The 16,568-nt window shown below is 68.0% G+C and carries 14 protein-coding genes and 1 pseudogene; 7 read left to right on the forward strand and 8 right to left on the reverse strand.

The window, feature by feature from the left end; genetic code table 11:
* Both IAE58_RS04005 and IAE58_RS04010 read left to right on the forward strand, forming a co-directional pair.
* Positions 1 to 434, forward strand: a pseudogene (locus IAE58_RS04005) (hypothetical protein); the annotation flags it as partial.
* A 49-nt stretch (positions 435 to 483) separates the two neighbouring features.
* Positions 484 to 1,002, forward strand: a complete 519-nt coding sequence (locus tag IAE58_RS04010; protein ID WP_199932715.1) for a hypothetical protein — start codon at positions 484 to 486, stop codon at positions 1,000 to 1,002.
* Between the two features lie 79 nt (positions 1,003 to 1,081).
* Here IAE58_RS04010 and IAE58_RS04015 read toward each other — a convergent pair whose 3' ends face one another.
* The 5 genes from IAE58_RS04015 to hutI form a co-directional block, all read right to left on the reverse strand.
* Positions 1,082 to 3,190, reverse strand: coding sequence for a TonB-dependent receptor (locus IAE58_RS04015; RefSeq protein ID WP_199932714.1), 2,109 nt, complete (start codon positions 3,188 to 3,190; stop codon positions 1,082 to 1,084).
* Positions 3,191 to 3,398: 208 nt separating this feature from the next.
* A complete protein-coding gene (hutU, locus tag IAE58_RS04020) occupies positions 3,399 to 5,066 on the reverse strand; it encodes a urocanate hydratase (RefSeq protein WP_199932713.1) in 1,668 nt (555 codons plus the stop codon).
* A complete protein-coding gene (gene hutG, locus IAE58_RS04025; protein ID WP_199932712.1) occupies positions 5,063 to 5,917 on the reverse strand; it encodes an N-formylglutamate deformylase in 855 nt (284 codons plus the stop codon). The genes hutU and hutG overlap by 4 nt, the downstream gene beginning before the upstream one ends.
* Positions 5,914 to 7,455, reverse strand: coding sequence for a histidine ammonia-lyase (hutH, locus tag IAE58_RS04030; RefSeq protein WP_199932711.1), 1,542 nt, complete (start codon positions 7,453 to 7,455; stop codon positions 5,914 to 5,916). Before hutH ends, hutG begins: the two co-directional genes overlap by 4 nt.
* Positions 7,452 to 8,675, reverse strand: coding sequence for an imidazolonepropionase (hutI, locus tag IAE58_RS04035; RefSeq protein WP_199932710.1), 1,224 nt, complete (start codon positions 8,673 to 8,675; stop codon positions 7,452 to 7,454). The genes hutH and hutI overlap by 4 nt, the downstream gene beginning before the upstream one ends.
* 67 nt (positions 8,676 to 8,742) lie before the next feature.
* On the opposite strand from hutI, the gene IAE58_RS04040 reads away from it, so the two are divergent.
* Both IAE58_RS04040 and hutC read left to right on the forward strand, forming a co-directional pair.
* Complete coding sequence (locus IAE58_RS04040; RefSeq protein WP_199932709.1) at positions 8,743 to 10,113, forward strand: formimidoylglutamate deiminase; 1,371 nt, start codon at positions 8,743 to 8,745, stop codon at positions 10,111 to 10,113.
* Between the two features lie 44 nt (positions 10,114 to 10,157).
* Positions 10,158 to 10,886, forward strand: coding sequence for a histidine utilization repressor (gene hutC, locus IAE58_RS04045; protein WP_199932708.1), 729 nt, complete (start codon positions 10,158 to 10,160; stop codon positions 10,884 to 10,886).
* Positions 10,887 to 11,016: 130 nt separating this feature from the next.
* On the opposite strand, the gene IAE58_RS04050 is transcribed toward hutC, so the two are convergent.
* The 3 genes from IAE58_RS04050 to IAE58_RS04060 all read right to left on the reverse strand — a co-directional run bounded on the left by IAE58_RS04050 (position 11,017) and on the right by IAE58_RS04060 (position 13,108).
* Positions 11,017 to 12,027, reverse strand: a complete 1,011-nt coding sequence (locus tag IAE58_RS04050; RefSeq protein WP_199932707.1) for a restriction endonuclease — start codon at positions 12,025 to 12,027, stop codon at positions 11,017 to 11,019.
* Positions 12,028 to 12,263: 236 nt separating this feature from the next.
* Complete coding sequence (locus IAE58_RS04055; protein WP_108749972.1) at positions 12,264 to 12,752, reverse strand: phasin family protein; 489 nt, start codon at positions 12,750 to 12,752, stop codon at positions 12,264 to 12,266.
* Between the two features lie 80 nt (positions 12,753 to 12,832).
* The gene (locus IAE58_RS04060) at positions 12,833 to 13,108 is read right to left on the reverse strand and encodes a polyhydroxyalkanoic acid system family protein (protein WP_199932706.1); all 276 of its coding nucleotides are present in this window, start codon (positions 13,106 to 13,108) and stop codon (positions 12,833 to 12,835) included.
* A gap of 125 nt (positions 13,109 to 13,233) precedes the next feature.
* Here IAE58_RS04060 and IAE58_RS04065 point away from each other — a divergent pair, with 125 nt between their 5' ends.
* The 3 genes from IAE58_RS04065 (at position 13,234) to pheA (ending at position 16,551) form a co-directional block, all read left to right on the forward strand.
* On the forward strand, positions 13,234 to 14,043 hold the full coding sequence (locus tag IAE58_RS04065; RefSeq protein WP_199932705.1) for an FHA domain-containing protein: 810 nt from the start codon (positions 13,234 to 13,236) through the stop codon (positions 14,041 to 14,043).
* A gap of 186 nt (positions 14,044 to 14,229) precedes the next feature.
* A complete protein-coding gene (gene serC / locus IAE58_RS04070) occupies positions 14,230 to 15,315 on the forward strand; it encodes a 3-phosphoserine/phosphohydroxythreonine transaminase (protein WP_199932704.1) in 1,086 nt (361 codons plus the stop codon).
* 51 nt (positions 15,316 to 15,366) lie between these two features.
* Complete coding sequence (pheA, locus tag IAE58_RS04075) at positions 15,367 to 16,551, forward strand: prephenate dehydratase (protein ID WP_108756545.1); 1,185 nt, start codon at positions 15,367 to 15,369, stop codon at positions 16,549 to 16,551.
* The last annotated feature ends 17 nt before the right edge of the window (positions 16,552 to 16,568 follow it).

Genomic DNA, 16,568 nt, shown 5'->3' on the forward strand with positions numbered 1-16,568 from the left:
GGCCAGCGTGGGGCGGGCAGGGTGGCCAGTCGGGTGGTGGCGGTGCATCGGCATCGTGGGCGGAGGGCTCGGCTCGCTCCGTGATCGACAGCGATGGTGCCTCTCTGTTGGATGCCGCCGATAGCGAAGCGGGTCTGCCACTGCTGGCGGTGCTGGGCATCGTTGCCGTGGTCGGCAGTGCGGTGCTGGCCAGCGCCTGGGTGGTGTGGTCGGCGCCGCTGCTGATGGCCGAGCTGTTGGTGGATGCCGCGATTGTGGGTGGGCTGTACCGGCGCATGCAGGGCATGCAGGCGCAGGGCTGGTGGCGGCTGTGTGTCACCCATACCGTGTGGCCGCTGGTGGGGCTGCTGGTGTTCTTCGCCGCGCTCGGTTGGCTGGCGCAGACGCTGGCACCCGAAGCGGTCACCCTGATGCAGGTGGCGCGCGCGCTGTAGCGGCTGCTGTGGCGTGCAGATAATCAATCACGTAAGAAAGGAGAAGCGCATGGATGTCGCTGCAAGCAACAACAGGATGTGGGCGCGTTGGCTGCTGCTGGGGCTGCTGGCGTTGTGGCTGCCGTTTGCCAGCCTTGCCCAGCAGCCGGCAACGGGCGAAGCGGCCAGCCAGGTATCGGCCGCTGCGGAGGAAGGCGAATGCCGCGCGTGCGGCTATGAACGGGTAGGGCGCAAAATCGATATCGCCCTGGTGGTGTTGATCGCCCTGTCGCTGGTCAGTGTGCTGGTCGCGCTGTCGCGCGAATGGGGTACGACCTCGCAGCGGTGGACCTGCCGCAGCCTGGCGTTGTTCATGCTGGCCGTGGGCGCGGTGCTGCTGTGGCGCGCGGGCAGCGTGCTGTACCTGGGCTACAACCCCTGGCAGGAAGACACTGCAGCCGTTGATGCCGGTTGGGCCGCTGCACTGCTCAGCACATCGCCGAAGTGGCTGATGGCGGTGCTGCTGATCTGCGCCGCACCGACGCTGTGGAAGCGCAGCGAGCGACTGCCGCGCTGGCGTATTTCCTGAACCACGAACCACGGCGTCGCGTCTTGAATCGCTTCTGCAAGGGTTGGCGCCGGGATGTTCCCGGCGCCAATCGCCGTGCTCAGTCGAAGCGCCAGCGCATCCCTGCATAGAGACCGCGGCCTTCGCCCGGTGTCGAACGGGCCACGTCCTTGCCGGCGTCGTCGTAGCCGGGCGTGACCGTTGCCGCGTAGTGGCGGTCGCCGATGTTGCGCACCTCGGCCCAGGCCTGCCAGCGGCCACCCGGTGCGTCGTAACCGATGCGGCTGCCGAAGATCACGTGGCTGTCGGCCCAGTAGCTGTTGGCGTAGTCCACGGCAATGCGCGAGGCATATTCGGTGTTCAGCGCCGCGTACAGGCCTGAGGCGTGATCGAAGCGCAGTTCGGCCTGGTAGCTGTGCTGCGGCAGGCCAGGCAGGCGGTTGCTGCCAAAGCGCGCATCGTGGCGATAGCGGAAATCGCTGAAGGTGTAGGCCTGGCGCAGCGACAGCCGGCCCGGCACGCCCTGCCACAGCGTGCTGTCCAGGCCAGCTTCGATGCCACGGTGCACGGTCGGGCTGGCGTTGTTTTCGGCGATGAACAGGTTCGGCACCGGTTGCAGTTCCACCGTCAGCAGCTCGTGGTTCACGTGCGCGTAGTAGCCGGTCAGCTCCCAGCGTCCGAGCGCCGCGTCACCGCGCGCGCCCAGTTCCAGCGTGTTGGCGGTCTGGTTCTGCATCGACACCGGGCTGCGTTGACGGCCAGTGGACGGCCCGTTGCCCGCAGCGAAGTACTGGTTGGAACCCCAGATCATCGACCACGGATGCGGCGCTTCCACCGAACGGCTCAGGTTGCCGAACCACTGCGTTTGCGCGCTGTGCTGCCAGGTAAAGCCCAGGCGCGGCGCGTAGTCCCAGTCGTGCTCGCGCAGGCGGCCGCCGCTGCTGGGCCAGGTCACCTGCACGTCGCGCCGGGTGTTGATCAGGGCCAGACCGGTCTGCACGCGCAGGCGCTCGTTCAATGCCAGGCTGTTGCCGATGTGCAGGGTGCTGTCGGTGCCGTGGTGGCGGAAATCGCGCGTGTGGGTGCCGGCGGCATAGCCGTTGCTGGCAAAGCGCAGCGACTCGCGCACGTCGGCTTGAAGATCGTGGGTCACGCGCAGGCCGACGGTGGTTTCGCTGTCCAGCCCGAACAGCAGATGGCGGCGGCGGTAGTCCAGCGTGGCATTCAGATTGGCATAGTCCAGCTGCTGGCGGTACAGGCTCTCGTTCAAGTCCATCGGGTACTTGTGATAGACCAGCCCGGCCTGCAGCGAGGAATCCTCGTCGATCTGCAGCGTGGTCATGTTGCCGATCCAGGTGCTGCCCGGTTGCGGGCGACGCGCGTCGATGGCCAGGTTGGCGGCGTTGGCCGCGCGCGGATCGTTGCGGATCTGCGCGCGGGTCAGGCGCCCGGGCGTTTCGTGATTGGTCTCGCGGTAGCGCACGAAGAAGCGGGTCTGCAGGTCCGGGCTGATCTGCCAGCCGATGTTGGCCATCGCGCCCGTGCCATCGCCACGCGCGTGGTCCTGATAGCCGTCGAACTCCGTATCGGTATAGGCGAGGAAGTAGTCGACATCGCCGCTGACGCCGCCCCAGCTGATACCGCGCTTCTGGTAGCCACGGCTGCCGGCTTCGTAATGCAGTTGCACACCGGCCGAATCACGGCCGCTGCGGCTGACGTAGTCGATGGCGCCGCCCAGTGCCAGCGCACCGCGCTCGAAGCCGTTGGCGCCGCGCAGCACCTCCACCCGCGACAGCCACAGCGGTTCCAGCAGTTCGTAGGGCGTGCCGCCCGCGCCGGTCAGCGGCAGGCCGTCGAGGGAAACGGCGATGCCCGAGGCATGCGCGCCCGGCCCACGATTGATGCCCGAACCGCGGATCGACACCTTGGTGCCCTCGTTGCCCGGCGACTGCGCGCTGATGCCCGGCTGGTACGCCAGCACGTCGGCGCTGCTGGATAAGCGGCTGTCGGCCTTGGCGACGTCGATGACGTTGCTGGCGCCGGGCACGCGCTTGAGCGCCTGACGCGCCTGCGCGCTGGCATCGGCAGCGATCACCTGCACGGCATCCAGCGTAGTGGCCTGCGGGGCGGCGTGTGCGGTGGTGGCAAGGCCGAGGGAGACGGCCAGGAACAACAGCGACGGGGTAGGGCGGTAAGACGGAAGCGACATGCGGACAGGCTGTAAACCATGAGAGTGGCGCGCAAGTTAACAGCTCGCGCGCGCCACGTCACCCACCGGCAGCCTATGGGCCGCCCACGCTCTTGTAGAGTCGAGCTTGCTCGACTGGCCTTTCCCCGGACGGCGAGAAGAGCAGTCGAGCAAGCTCGACTCTACGGGAGCATCCCGGTAGCGCCGGGCCGTGCCCGGCGCCGCTCGATCAGCCCAGAATCCCCGGCAGATCCAGCCCCTTCTCCTTCGCACATTCCACCGCGATCTCATACCCGGCATCGGCATGGCGCATCACGCCCGTGGCCGGATCGTTCCACAGCACGCGCGCAATGCGCTTGGCCGCCGCCTCGGTACCGTCGCAGACAATCACCATGCCGGCGTGCTGCGAGAAGCCCATGCCCACGCCGCCGCCATGGTGCAGCGACACCCAGGTGGCGCCGCTGGCGGTGTTCAACAGGGCATTCAGCAGCGGCCAGTCGGACACTGCATCGGAGCCGTCGGCCATCGCTTCGGTTTCGCGGTTCGGCGAGGCCACGCTGCCGCTGTCCAGATGGTCGCGGCCGATCACCACCGGCGCCTTCAGTTCACCGTTGGCCACCATCTCGTTGAAGGCCAGGCCCAGGCGATCACGGTCGCCCAGGCCGACCCAGCAGATGCGTGCCGGCAGGCCCTGGAACTTGATCTTCTCGGCGGCCATGTCCAGCCAGCGGTGCAGGTGCGGGTTGTCCGGAATCAGCTCCTTCACCTTGGCGTCGGTCTTGGCGATGTCTTCCGGATCGCCGCTCAGTGCGGCCCAGCGGAACGGGCCGATGCCACGGCAGAACAGCGGGCGGATGTAGGCCGGCACGAAACCGGGGAAATCGAAGGCATCGTCCACGCCTTCTTCCAGCGCCATCTGCCGCAGGTTGTTGCCGTAATCTACGGTCGGCACGCCCAGCGCATGGAAACCGAGCATGGCGCGGATGTGGTTGGCCATCGATTCGCGCGCGGCCTTTTCCACGACCTTCGGCGCGGAAACGCGCTTCTGGTCCCATTCCTCCACCGTCCAGCCCTGCGGCAGGTAGCCGTTCACCGGGTCGTGCGCCGAGGTCTGGTCGGTCAGCAGGTCCGGCTTCACGCCGCGGATCAGCAGTTCGTCCAGCACGTCGGCCACGTTGCCCAGCAGGCCCACCGACAGCGGCTTCTTCGCCGTGCACGATTCCTCGATCAGGCGCAGCGCCTCGTCCAGGTTGTCGGTCCAGGTGTCCAGGTAGCCGGTGCGCAGGCGCATGTCGATGCTGCTCTTGCGGCACTCCACGGCCAGGCACGAGGCACCGGCCATCACTGCGGCCAGCGGCTGCGCGCCGCCCATGCCGCCCAGGCCGCCGGTGAACAGCCACTTGCCGGTCAGGTCGCCACCGAAGTGCTGGCGACCCATTTCCACGAAGGTCTCGTAGGTGCCCTGCACGATGCCCTGCGCGCCGATGTAGATCCAGCTGCCGGCGGTCATCTGGCCGTACATGGCCAGGCCCTTCTTATCCAGTTCGTTGAAGTGGTCCCAGTTGGCCCAGCGCGGCACCAGGTTGGAATTGGCGATCAGCACGCGCGGCGCATCGGCATGGGTGCGGAACACGCCCACCGGCTTGCCCGACTGCACCAGCAGGGTCTGGTCATCGTCCAGCCGCTTCAGCGTTTCCACGATGGCATCGAAGCTTTCCCAGTCGCGCGCGGCGCGGCCGATGCCGCCGTACACCACCAGTTCCTGCGGGCGCTCGGCCACGTCCGGGTGCAGGTTGTTCATCAGCATGCGCAGCGGTGCCTCGGTCAGCCAGCTTTTGGCATTCAGCGTGGTACCGGTCGGCGCGGTGATGGTGCGGCTGGGGTCGTTGCGGGTCATGCGGCGCTCCGGTTGGTAGCGAATTCAAGGCAGGCGTTGAGCACCTGCGCCAGGGTGTGGCGCAGCGGTGCGGCGTGGTCGGGGTCCAGCGGGGTGGGCCAGCTGTGCTCGTCCACCTGGTCGGGCAGCGGCTCGTGCATGTACCCGCGGCAGGCCAGTTCCATCTGCAGCGAGTGCACGCCGCCGGGGATGTTGCTGTAATGCCGGGTGATCCAGCCGCCCTTGAAGCGGCCGTTGCGCACCTGGCTCATGCCGCTGATCTTCAACAGGTTTTCCACCACATCGCTCAGCGCGTTGTCGCAGGACGTATCCGGTGCGCCGGACGGACCGGCCGTACCCAGGTTGAACTGCGGCAGTTCGCCATCGAACAGATGCGGAATGTGCGAACGGATGGAATGCGCGTCGTACACCACCACCGTGCCGTGCTGCGCACGCAGGCGCGCGATCTGTGCGGCCAGTTCATCGTGGTAGGGCGCGAAATACGTGTCGCGGCGGCGCGCGATTTCCGTTTCGTCCGGTTCGCGACCTGCGTGGTACAACGGCTGGTTGTCGAAGGTGGTCAGCGGGTACAGGCCGGTGGTGTTCTGGCCCGGGTACAGCGAAACACCACTCGGGTCGCGGTTGAGGTCGATCACCGAACGCGAAATCGCCGAACGTACCGTGGTCGCGCCCATGCCGCGCGCGAAGTCGTACAGCTCGTGCACCCACCAGTCGGCATCGCGCCGCGCCAGCCACGGCGAGCGGTAGTCGCCCATCAGTTCGTGCGGCAGTTCGCTGCCGGTATGCGGGAAGCTGACGATCAGCGGGGCATCGCCCTCGTGCACCGTCAGCCAGTCGGGGCGGGCATTCATGCCTGCGGCTCCACGGTGGGAAGCAGGTCACCCAGGCCCTGTGCCAGCGCACCGCTGCGCACCAGATCGGTGGCGGCCACCATGTCCGGGTGGAAGTAGCGATCCTCTTCCAGCGTCGGCACCTGCGCGCGCAGGGTGGCGCGCACGGTTTCCAGTGCGGCGCTGGAGCGCAGGGGCGCGTGGAAATCGCAGCCCTGGGCCGCGGCCAGCAGCTCGATGCCGATCACGTTGGCCGCGTTCTCGGCCATCTGCATCAGGCGGCGCGCGCCGTGTGCGGCCATCGATACATGGTCTTCCTGGTTGGCCGAGGTCGGGATCGAATCGACACTGGCCGGGTAGGCGCGCTGCTTGTTCTCCGAAACCAGCGCCGCAGCGGTCACCTGCGGAATCATGAAACCGGAATTCAGACCGGGGCGCGGGGTCAGGAAGGCGGGCAAGCCGGACAGCGCCGGGTCCACCAGCATGGCCAGGCGGCGCTCGCTGATTGAACCGATCTCGCACACCGCCATCGCCAGCATGTCGGCGGCGAAGGCCACCGGCTCGGCGTGGAAGTTGCCACCGGACAATGCCTCGCCGGTATCGGTGAACACCAGCGGATTATCGGACACGCCGTTGGCTTCGATTTCCAGCGTGGTTGCAGCCTGGCGCAGGATGTCCAGTGCCGCGCCCATCACCTGCGGCTGGCAACGCAGGCAGTACGGGTCCTGCACGCGTACGTCGTTGTCGCGGTGCGATTCGCGGATGTCCGAACCCTGCATCAGCGTGCGCAGAGTGGCGGCGGTGGCGATCTGCCCGCGTTGGCCACGGATGGCATGGATGCGCGGATCGAACGGCGTGTCCGAACCCTTGGCCGCTTCCACGGAAAGTGCGCCGGTCACCAGCGCGGCCTGGAACACGGTCTCGATCTCGAACAGCCCGGCCAGCGCATAGGCGGTGGAGAACTGGGTGCCGTTGAGCAGGGCCAGGCCTTCCTTCGCGCCCAGTTCAACCGGCTGCAGGCCCGCGCGTGCCAGGGCTTCCACGGCCGGAAGGCGCTCTTCGCCAACGAAGGCTTCGCCCACGCCCAGCATCACGCTGGCCAGGTGCGAAAGCGGTGCCAGGTCGCCCGAAGCACCCACCGAGCCCTGCGCCGGCACCACCGGCAGCACGCCCTTCACCAGCATCGCTTCCAGCAGCAGCAGGGTTTCCTCGCGCACGCCTGAAGCACCCTGGGCCAGGCTGACCAGCTTCAGCGCCATCATCAGCCGCACCACGCTGGCCGGCATCGGTTCGCCCACGCCAGCGGCATGCGACAGCACGATGTTCCGCTGTAGGGTGGCCAGGTCTTCGCGCTCGATGCGCACGCTGGCCAGCTTGCCGAAGCCGGTATTGATGCCATACACCGGCGCGCCCTTGGCGACGATGGCGGCCACGGCGGCGGCACTGGCGCGCACCACCGGCAGCGCGGCTGGATCCAGTGCAAGCGGCGCGCCGCGGTAGACCTGCCGCCACTGGGCAAGGGTGACATGGCCGGGGCGAAGAACCAGGGTGTTGCTCATGTGTTGCTCCAGGAAGCAGGCAGGTCGGGCTGCCCGCGCACCACGCGCGCGTGCAGCGGGTTGAATCCCATGCGATAGACCAGGTCGGCCGGCGCATCGATGTCCCAGATCGCCAGGTCGCAGTCCATGCCCACGGCCAGGCGGCCGATGCGTTCGCCGCGGCCCAGCGCGCGCGCCGCTTCACGGGTGAAGCCGGCAATGCATTCGTCCACGGTCAGGCGGAACAGGGTGGCGCCCATGTTCATCGCCAGCAGCGGGCTGGTCAGCGGCGAGGTGCCGGGGTTGCTGTCGGTGGCCAGGGCCAGCGGCACGCCGGCCGCACGCAGCGCGGCAATCGGCGGCAGGGTGGTATCGCGGGTGAAGTAGAACGCGCCGGGCAGCAGCACGGCCACGGTGCCGGCGGCGGCCATGGCGGCGATGCCGGCCGCATCCAGATGTTCGATATGGTCGGCTGACAGCGCGCCGAAGCCGGCGGCCAGTTCGGCGCCATGCTGGTTGCTCATCTGTTCGGCGTGGATCTTCACTGCCAGGCCGCTGGCACGGGCGGCCTCGAACACCTGCCGCGCCTGTGCGGGCGAGAACGCGATGTTCTCGCAGAACACGTCCACTGCTTCGGCCAGGCCTTCGGCGGCGATGGCCGGAATCATCACGTTGCGCACCTCGTCGGTGTACTCCTGCGCCTGCCGGCCCGGCGGCACCGCGTGCGCGCCCAGGAAGGTGGTGGCCACGTTTACCCGGCATTGTTCGCCCAGTGCGCGCGCGACCTGCAACTGCTTGCGTTCGTCGGCCAGGGTCAGGCCATAGCCGGATTTGATCTCGACCGTGGTCACGCCTTCGGCGCGCATCGCCAGCAGGCGCGGGCGGCTTTCTGCGGCCAACTGCTCTGCGCTGGCCGCACGGGTGGCGCGTACGGTGGCGACGATGCCGCCGCCGGCGCGGGCGATATCGGCATAGCTGACGCCCTGCAGGCGCTGCTCGAATTCGTTGGCGCGGTTGCCGGCGTAGACCAGGTGCGTGTGGCAGTCGACCAGCCCGGGCGAGATCCAGCGGCCCTCGCCATCGAAACGCGTGGTCGGGCGCAGGTGGGTATCGCTGCCGGCCGGGCCGACGTGCACGATGCGGCCGTCGGCGCAGGCCAGCACGCCGTCGTGGATGATTCCCAGGCCCTCGCCATCAAGGGTCATCAGGTGGACATTGGACCAGAGGGTGTCGACGTGCATGGCATCCACTACGCGGCTGTGCTTATATGTCTATACAATATAAGCGTCCCTTTCGGGTTGTCCAGCCATGTCTGATTCGCGTTCTCCTGCCGCTTTCCACGCTGCCCATGCCTTGCTGGCCGACGGCTGGGCCCGTGATGTGCGCCTGCGGGTGCAGCACGGTCGCATCACGGCAATCAGCACGGGGCAGGCTGCCGAAGCAGGTGATACCCGCGTCGGCATTGCGGTGCCGGGCCTGCCGAACCTGCACAGCCACGCCTTCCAGCGCGGCATGGCGGGCCTGACCGAGATCGGCGGCGGCGACGGCGACAGCTTCTGGAGCTGGCGCGAGCTGATGTACCGCTTCCTGGCCCAGCTGCGTCCCGATGCCGTGCAGGCCATCGCCGCCCAGGCGTACATGGAGATGCTGGAAAGCGGCTTCACCCGGGTGGGCGAATTCCATTACCTGCACCACGACGCCGACGGCCAGCCGTTTGCGAACCGCGCCGAGATGAGCGCGCGCATTGCGGCGGCGGCGGCGCAGACCGGCATCGGCCTGACCCTGCTGCCGGTGTTCTATGCCCACGCCGATTTCGGCGGCGCGCCGCCTAATCCCGCGCAGCGCCGCTTGATCCACGACGTGGAAGGTTTCGCGCAGCTGCTGGACGCGGCCACGCCGGCACTGGCCGCGCTGCCCGATGCGGTGCTGGGCATTGCGCCGCACAGCCTGCGGGCAGTGACCGGCGAAGAATTGAGTGCGCTTCTGCCGTTGACTGACGGCCCCGTGCATATCCATATCGCCGAGCAGGTACGCGAAGTCGACGCCTGCCTGGCCTGGAGCGGCCAGCGCCCGGTGCAGTGGCTGTACAACCATGCGCCGGTGGACGCGCGCTGGTGCCTGGTGCATGCCACCCATATCACCGACGACGAGCGCGCCGCGATGGTGGCCAGCCAGGCGGTGGCCGGCCTGTGCCCGGTTACCGAGGCCAACCTCGGTGACGGCCTGTTCCCGATGCAGTCGTTCGCACGCGAAGGCGGGCGTTTTGGTGTCGGCTCCGATTCGAACGTGCTGATCGACGCGGCCGATGAGCTGCGATTGCTGGAGTATGGCCAGCGCCTGAGCCTGCGCGGGCGCAACGTGCTGGCCCCGGATGCCCGCCGCAGCACTGGCCGCTTCCTGTTCGAAGGCGCCCTGCACGGCGGTGCGCAGGCGCTGGGCGTGGCCGCCGGCCTGCAGGTTGGCGCCAGTGCCGATCTGCTGGAACTGGACGCCGCGCACCCGGCGCTGCAGGCGCGACAGAATGACGCATGGCTTGACAGCTGGGTCTTCGCTGCACGTAATGGCGCGCTGCGTTCGGTCTGGCGCCATGGCCGCCAGGTCGTGGCCGACGGCCGCCATCTGCAGCGCGAGGCCATCACCACCGCCTTTGCCGCCGCGTTGCGTGGCGTGCTGGGCTGATCGCCTCCCTGTTTGTCGAGATCCTCATCGAGACCCCCACCCCCGTGAAGGCCCGCAAGTCCGCCACGCTCAACCAGCGTATCCGCAGCGATCTGGAAAGCCGCATCCTCAGTGGAGAGTGGGCGCCGGGTTTCCGCATTCCATACGAGCACGAGCTGATGGAGCAGTACGGCTGCTCGCGGATGACGGTGAACAAGGTGCTGACCGCGCTCGCCGAGAGCGGCATGATCGAGCGTCGGCGCCGGGCCGGTTCGTTCGTGGCCCGGCAGCCGCCGCACCTGGAACAGGTGGCGCTGGAAATTCCCGATATCGCGATGGAAGTTGGATCGCGCGGCCATCAGTACAGCTATCGCCTGCTGCAGCGCGAACTGCGCGGGGCCAGCGCGGGCAATGCCGGCGAAGAAGAGCTGGCCGGTACCGGCTCGCTGTTGGCGATGCGCTGCCTGCATCTGGCCGATGACCGGCCGCTGGCGCTGGAACATCGCCTGATCAGCCCGGTGGGCGTGCCCGAAGTGCTGGAGGTGGATTTCAGCACCACCGCGCCCGGCAGCTGGCTGCTGCAGAACGTGTCCTGGACCCGCGCCCAGCACCGCATCAGTGCCTGGGGCGCCGACGCCGCCGCGGCCAAGCTGCTGCAGGTGGCGCCGGGCACTGCCTGCCTGGTGATCGAGCGTCTGACCTGGCGCGGCGATCAGCCGATCACCCGGGTGCGGCAGGTGTTCCTGGGCGATGCCTGGGACCTGGTGGCGCGCTTCGCGCCGGGCGGGCGCTGAGGGGGCCGATCCACGCATGGCGTGGATCTACTGGGTGCGACCACGCAGGGTTGGTACACGTAATGCCGGGACCCGCACGGGTGATCGACCCCATGCCGGTAGATCCACGCCATGCGTGGATGGCGCACCCTCAATACGTGGCGCACTGCCGCCAGCGCACCGGCTCGTCCACGCCCGGGCGGGCGTTGAGCTGCACGCGCACGGTGCGCAGGGCAGGGTAGCGCAGTACTTCCTGGCAGACGCGCGGCCAGACCTGCTCCAGTTCGCCGGTGCGGTTGATGGCCAGGGTCTGCCGGGTCAGCCAGACGCCGCTGGCAATGCCGCTCTGGCCGGCCAGGGCGCGGGCCAGTTCGGCCTGGTAGCGCTCCAGCGTGGCCGCATCGGGGTTGGGATTGCTGCGGCTGTCGTCGCCGACCTTGGCGGCCGGCACCACGGGCGCGCTGGCCGGGGCCGCATTCGCCGGCGCTGCCACGGGGGCGGCTGGTGCAACCGCTGGGCTGGCAGTGGCCACGGGCGTGGGCTCGGCGACGGCAACCGGTGCATCGGCGTGCAGCCCCTGCAGGCTGACCCCGACCAGCAGGCCCACGGTCACCGCGCCCAGTGCGGAAATGGCGATGCGGCGCAGGGCCTCGTGGCGGGCGCTGGCACGCACGCGGCTTTCGATATCGCCGGGCAGGTAAGGCTGCAGCAGCGGCCACAGGCGCGGGCCGTCCAGCACTTCCACCGCCTGTTTCTCGGCGGCGGCCAGGCCATCACGCTCCACCCGCCCTTCGGTGATCAACAGGCCACCCTTGGCGCCGCCCAGACGCGTGGCTGCGCCCAGTTCGTTCACCGCCGCGGTACCAATGCGATAGGCCAGGCCGTGCTTGCACCAGACCATCCAGGTGTTGGGGCCGTCGGTCAGCACGAAATCGCTGCGCGGCTCGCGCGCATCCTCGTCCGCGTCATGCGCCTCGCGCAGCCCGCGCTGCTCGCTCAGCATGCGCTTGATCAGCGTGGAAAACTCACGCCAATGCATACCGGCCAAGGCCTGCAGGCCCAGTCGCATTTCCGTTTGCCGCCGCTTCACCCACCACAGGTAGACAACAGCCAGGGTGCAGATGAGCAGGGCCGACAGCAGGGCCAGAATCCAAGGGAGCATGCAGGTGCGAACGGAAGGAAAAATTCAGAAGCCGACAGTGTAAAGGCCACACTGGGCGATTGCGTCAGGGTGTTCCTGACAAGAAGCGTGATGCAGCGCGCAGATCAGCGCTGTGCAGACACGAAAAAACCCGCCAATCCTGAAGCCGTGAGGGGAGGGAACAAACGGCAAGCGAAGCGATTGGCGGGTTCTCGCGATTGTCAGACAAATTTTATTGCATTGCAACAATTGGCCGGTCAGGCGGCGCCCGGCCCCTGGTGGCTGCCGGGGGCGGGGGCATCAGTGCCCGATGCGGCACGGTTTTCCAGCTTGGCCAGGCGCGCATGCAGCGCATCCAGACGAGCTTCCAGTGCAGCCACATCCTGCGCGGTGGGCACATGCATGCGTTTCAGCACGCCCTGCACCTGTTCGTCGAAGGCCTTCTCCACCTTCGTCCAGGTGCCCGATGCCTTCTCGCGGGCCTCATCCAGCGACTGTTCCACATTGTCGCGCCAGCCCGGGCCCTGTTCGCCGCTGCGTTCGCGGCGGCGCGCTTCCCAGGCTTCGCCTTCCTTCACCAGACCATCGAAGAAGCGGTTGCCTTCGGCCTGTGCCCGGCCCAGTGCGCCCAGCCCGGCCAGCCAGACCTGTTGTGCCGAATCACTCAGCTTGCGCGAAAAGCGCCCGGCCTGTTCGCCGAAGCTGGCGTCGTCGTCGCGGCGGTCGTCATTGTCGTAGGTGTTCATCGCGCTCCCGGGGAGGTTGGGCCTGCCCCGAGAGTAGCGCGGCGTTGCGTTGCTGGGCCGTGATGGCCCGGCGCCGGGGTTCAGCCCAGCTTTTCCTTCAGCACGCGCTGGATCTCGCTTTCCACCATGCCCTTCATGGCCGACAGCAGGAAGCCGAGCTTGGCGGTCACCCGTACCGCGCCCGGCTGCAGTTCGATGGCACCGTCCACGCCGCTGCCGCTGAAGTTCAGCACGTCGGCGGCCCAGCTCGACTTCAGGCCGAAGCGCTCGGACAGCTTGGCGGCCACCTGTTCGATGGCCTCGCGCGCCTGCGCGTCGGGCAGGGAGTGGGCGTGGCGGACGTCGATGGTGGACATGCAGGCTCCTGGCGCAGGGCCGGGTTGTAGTAAGAGGGCGGTCATTGTGCGCATCGGCGGGCGCGGCGCCAAGCACTCACGCTGGGTTCTTCTGCGTTGGCGGCCAACCTGCTAGTCTGCGCCGCGTGCAGAACCTGCTTGTTCACTTCAGTCAACACCAACAGCCCGACCAGCCGCTGCGGCCCGGGGTGCAGCGCATCGTGCGCCAGGCCAATGGCAGCGTGCGGCTGGGCGATGCCGGCAACGGCGCCCTGCTGCTGGCGCAGTTCTGCCTGGATGATCGCGGTCTGTGGCTGCAGGTAGGCAACGGTATCCGTGGCATCCACGTGAATGGTCGCCCGGTGCGGCGCATGGCCCTGCTGCGTGCCGGCGATGCGGTGTACGTGGACGGCGTGGAAATGGTCCTGCAGGGCGAGGTGGAAACCCTGCTGCAGGCACCGGCGCCGACGGCGCAGGCTGATCCGGGCATCGACGAACAGCGCGTACTGCGCGGCGTGGGTGGCCTGCACCATGGCCGCGGTTTCACCCTGGCACGGCCGCGGGTGATCGGCCGCGGTGACGATGCCGACATCGCCATTGATGAGCCGGCCTTCGCCGACCAGCACGCCCGGGTCGAACTGCATGGCGAGCGGGTACTGCTGCGTGACCTGGGCAGTGCCGAAGGCAGCCGGGTGAACGGCGTGGCCGTGCGCCACTGCTGGCTGCAGGCCGGTGACCAGCTGGTGTTCGACGGCCAGCATCGCTTCGTGTTGGAAGTGCCGCACGACCCGCGCCGGCGCCCGGCGCCCAGCGCGGACGACGAGGCGGCAGACAGCGAACAGGCAGCGGTGGTCCCGGCGGCGCCGCGCCACGTGCGCCGCTGGCCGTGGCTGCTGGTCAGCGCCCTGCTGCTGGCCGGCGTGCTCAGCCTGCTGCTCTGGTTCGGCGCGCGCTGAACCCGCTCCGCCGGGCATGGCCCGGCGCTACCGCCCGACCCACCCCGCTTCGGTAGGTGCCAACCTTGGTTGGCACATTGCCCCCGCCGGCAATTGGATACGAATGCAACCAAATTTCCCTTGCGCGACAAGGCCGCAACGCTGGTGCGCTGCGGCATACTAGGCGTCTTGCCCCACAGGTGTGACATGACGCGCGCGTTCAACTTCAGTGCCGGCCCTGCAACCCTGCCGGAATCGGTCCTGCGCCAGGCGCAGGCGGAAATGCTGGACTGGCACGGTGCCGGCGCCTCGATCGTGGAAATGAGCCATCGCGGCCCGGAATTCATGTCCGTGGCTGCCGAGGCCGAGGCCGACCTGCGCCGCCTGCTCGATATCCCCGACGACTACGCGGTGCTGTTCCTGCCCGGGGGTGCCACCACCCAGCAGGCGCTCATCCCGCTCAACTTCGCCAAGCCCGGCCAGCGCGCCGACTATGTCGTAAGTGGCCATTGGGGAAAGACGGCGGTCAAACAGGCCGGCCCCTATGTGGATGTGAACATCGCCGCCAGCAGCGAAGCCAACGGCTATCGTGAACTGCCCGCGCGCGAGGGCTGGCAGCTCTCGGCCGATGCCGCCTACGTGCACATCACCGCCAACGAGACCATCCACGGCGTCGAATTCCGTGATGTGCCCGATACCGGCACTGTGCCGCTGGTGGCCGATTTCAGCTCGTCCATCGCCAGCGAACCGCTGGATGTGCGCCGCTACGGCATCATCTATGCCGGTGCGCAGAAGAACCTGGGCCCGGTCGGCATTGCGGTGATGATCATCCGCCGCGACCTGCTGGAACGCGCCGGCCAGCCGCGCGCGGACATCTTCGATTACCGCTCGCACGTCGCGCGCGATTCCATGCTCAACACCCCGCCCACCTGGAACTGGTACCTGGCCGGACTGGTGTTCAAGTGGATGCTGGCCGAAGGTGGCGTGGTCGAATTCGCCAAGCGCAATGCCGCCAAGGCCGCGCTGGTGTACGGCGCCATCGACGCTTCCGGCGGCTTCTATCGCAATGAAGTGGCGCCCTCGGCGCGCTCGCGGATGAACATCCCGTTCTTCCTGCCCAGCGCCGACCTGGACGCGCGCTTCGTGGCCGAGGCCAAGGCCGCAGGGCTGCTGGCGCTGAAGGGCCACAAGGTGGTGGGCGGCATCCGCGCCTCGCTGTACAACGCCATGCCGCTGGCCGGGGCCGAGGCGCTGGTCGCCTTCATGGCCGATTTCCAGCAGCGTCACGGTTGAGCACTGAACGGCGCGCACCGTCCGGTGCGTGCCCTGCAACAAGGAATTCCAATGGCAAGCAAACCCGCCAAGAAGGCGCCCGCCAAGGCTGAAACGGCCAAGGGCAGCGCAGCCCCCAAGGGCAAGAAGACCGCCACCGCGGCCCCCACGCTGGCACCGCTGGCGCTGGCCGACGTGCGCGCCAAGATCGACCAGATCGACCGTGACATCCAGGGCCTGATCGCCGAACGCGCGCAGTTTGCCCACCAGGTGGGCAAGGCCAAGGGCAAACTCGCCGCGGCCGTCGATTACTACCGCCCCGAGCGCGAAGCCCAGGTGCTGCGCATGGTGGTGGACCGCAACGAAGGCCCGCTCAGCGATGAACTGCTGGTGCACGTGTTCCGCGAAATCATGTCGGCCTGCCTGGCCCAGCAGGAACCGCTGAAGATCGGTTACCTCGGCCCGGAAGGCACCTTCAGCCAGCAGGCCGTGCTCAAGCACTTCGGCCGCTCGGCACTGGGCCTGCCGATGGCCAGCATCGAAGAAGTGTTCCAGGAAGTGGAAGCGGGCAACGCCGATTTCGGCGTGGTGCCGGTGGAAAATTCGGGGCAGGGCACCATCCAGATCACCCTGGATATGTTCCTGACCTCCAACCTGAAGATCTGCGGCGAAGTGGAACTGCGCGTGCATCAGTACCTGATGTCACGCAGCGGGCGCATCGAAGACATCGAGCGCATCTACGGCCACCCGCAGTCCTTCATGCAGACCTCGGCATGGATGCGTGCCAACCTGCCGAAGGCTGAAAAGATCCCGGTGTCCAGCAACGCCGAAGGCGCGCGCCGCGCGCGCAATGCCGACGATGCGGCGGCCATCGGTGGCGAAAGCGCCGGCCACGTGTACGGCCTGAAGAAGGTCGTCACCAAGCCGATCCAGAACGATGCCGACAACACCACCCGTTTCCTGGTGGTGGGCCGCAACATCTTCCCGACCTCCGGCCACGACCGCACCTCGGTGCTGGTGTTCATCCATGACAAGCCCGGCGCGCTGTTCGATGTGCTCAGCCCGTTCGCCCGCCACGGCATCAGCATGAACCGAATCGAGTCGCGCCCCTCGCACCACGGCAAGTGGGAATACGGCTTCTTCATCGATCTGGCTGGCCATATCGACGATGCCCCCATGCAGGCCGCGCTGGCCGAACTGGAAGCGCACTCGGCGCAGATCAAGGTGCTAGGTTCCTACCCGGTGGCCGTGCCCTGATTGCTGTGGCGGTTACC

Source organism: Stenotrophomonas sp. S49 (assembly GCF_016624905.1).
GTDB lineage: Bacteria > Pseudomonadota > Gammaproteobacteria > Xanthomonadales > Xanthomonadaceae > Stenotrophomonas.

Excerpts from the sequence above, each read along its gene's own strand:
- hutH (WP_199932711.1), bottom strand. The coding sequence starts at position 7,455 with ATGAGCAACACCCTGGTTCTTCGCCCCGGCCATGTCACCCTTGCCCAG.
- IAE58_RS04060 (WP_199932706.1), bottom strand. The coding sequence starts at position 13,108 with ATGTCCACCATCGACGTCCGCCACGCCCACTCCCTGCCCGACGCGCAG.
- pheA (WP_108756545.1), top strand. The coding sequence starts at position 15,367 with ATGGCAAGCAAACCCGCCAAGAAGGCGCCCGCCAAGGCTGAAACGGCC.
- hutG (WP_199932712.1), bottom strand. The coding sequence starts at position 5,917 with ATGAATGCCCGCCCCGACTGGCTGACGGTGCACGAGGGCGATGCCCCG.
- IAE58_RS04010 (WP_199932715.1), top strand. The coding sequence starts at position 484 with ATGGATGTCGCTGCAAGCAACAACAGGATGTGGGCGCGTTGGCTGCTG.
- IAE58_RS04015 (WP_199932714.1), bottom strand. The coding sequence starts at position 3,190 with ATGTCGCTTCCGTCTTACCGCCCTACCCCGTCGCTGTTGTTCCTGGCC.
- IAE58_RS04055 (WP_108749972.1), bottom strand. The coding sequence starts at position 12,752 with ATGAACACCTACGACAATGACGACCGCCGCGACGACGACGCCAGCTTC.
- IAE58_RS04040 (WP_199932709.1), top strand. The coding sequence starts at position 8,743 with ATGTCTGATTCGCGTTCTCCTGCCGCTTTCCACGCTGCCCATGCCTTG.
- hutI (WP_199932710.1), bottom strand. The coding sequence starts at position 8,675 with ATGCACGTCGACACCCTCTGGTCCAATGTCCACCTGATGACCCTTGAT.
- IAE58_RS04050 (WP_199932707.1), bottom strand. The coding sequence starts at position 12,027 with ATGCTCCCTTGGATTCTGGCCCTGCTGTCGGCCCTGCTCATCTGCACC.
- serC (WP_199932704.1), top strand. The coding sequence starts at position 14,230 with ATGACGCGCGCGTTCAACTTCAGTGCCGGCCCTGCAACCCTGCCGGAA.
- hutU (WP_199932713.1), bottom strand. The coding sequence starts at position 5,066 with ATGACCCGCAACGACCCCAGCCGCACCATCACCGCGCCGACCGGTACC.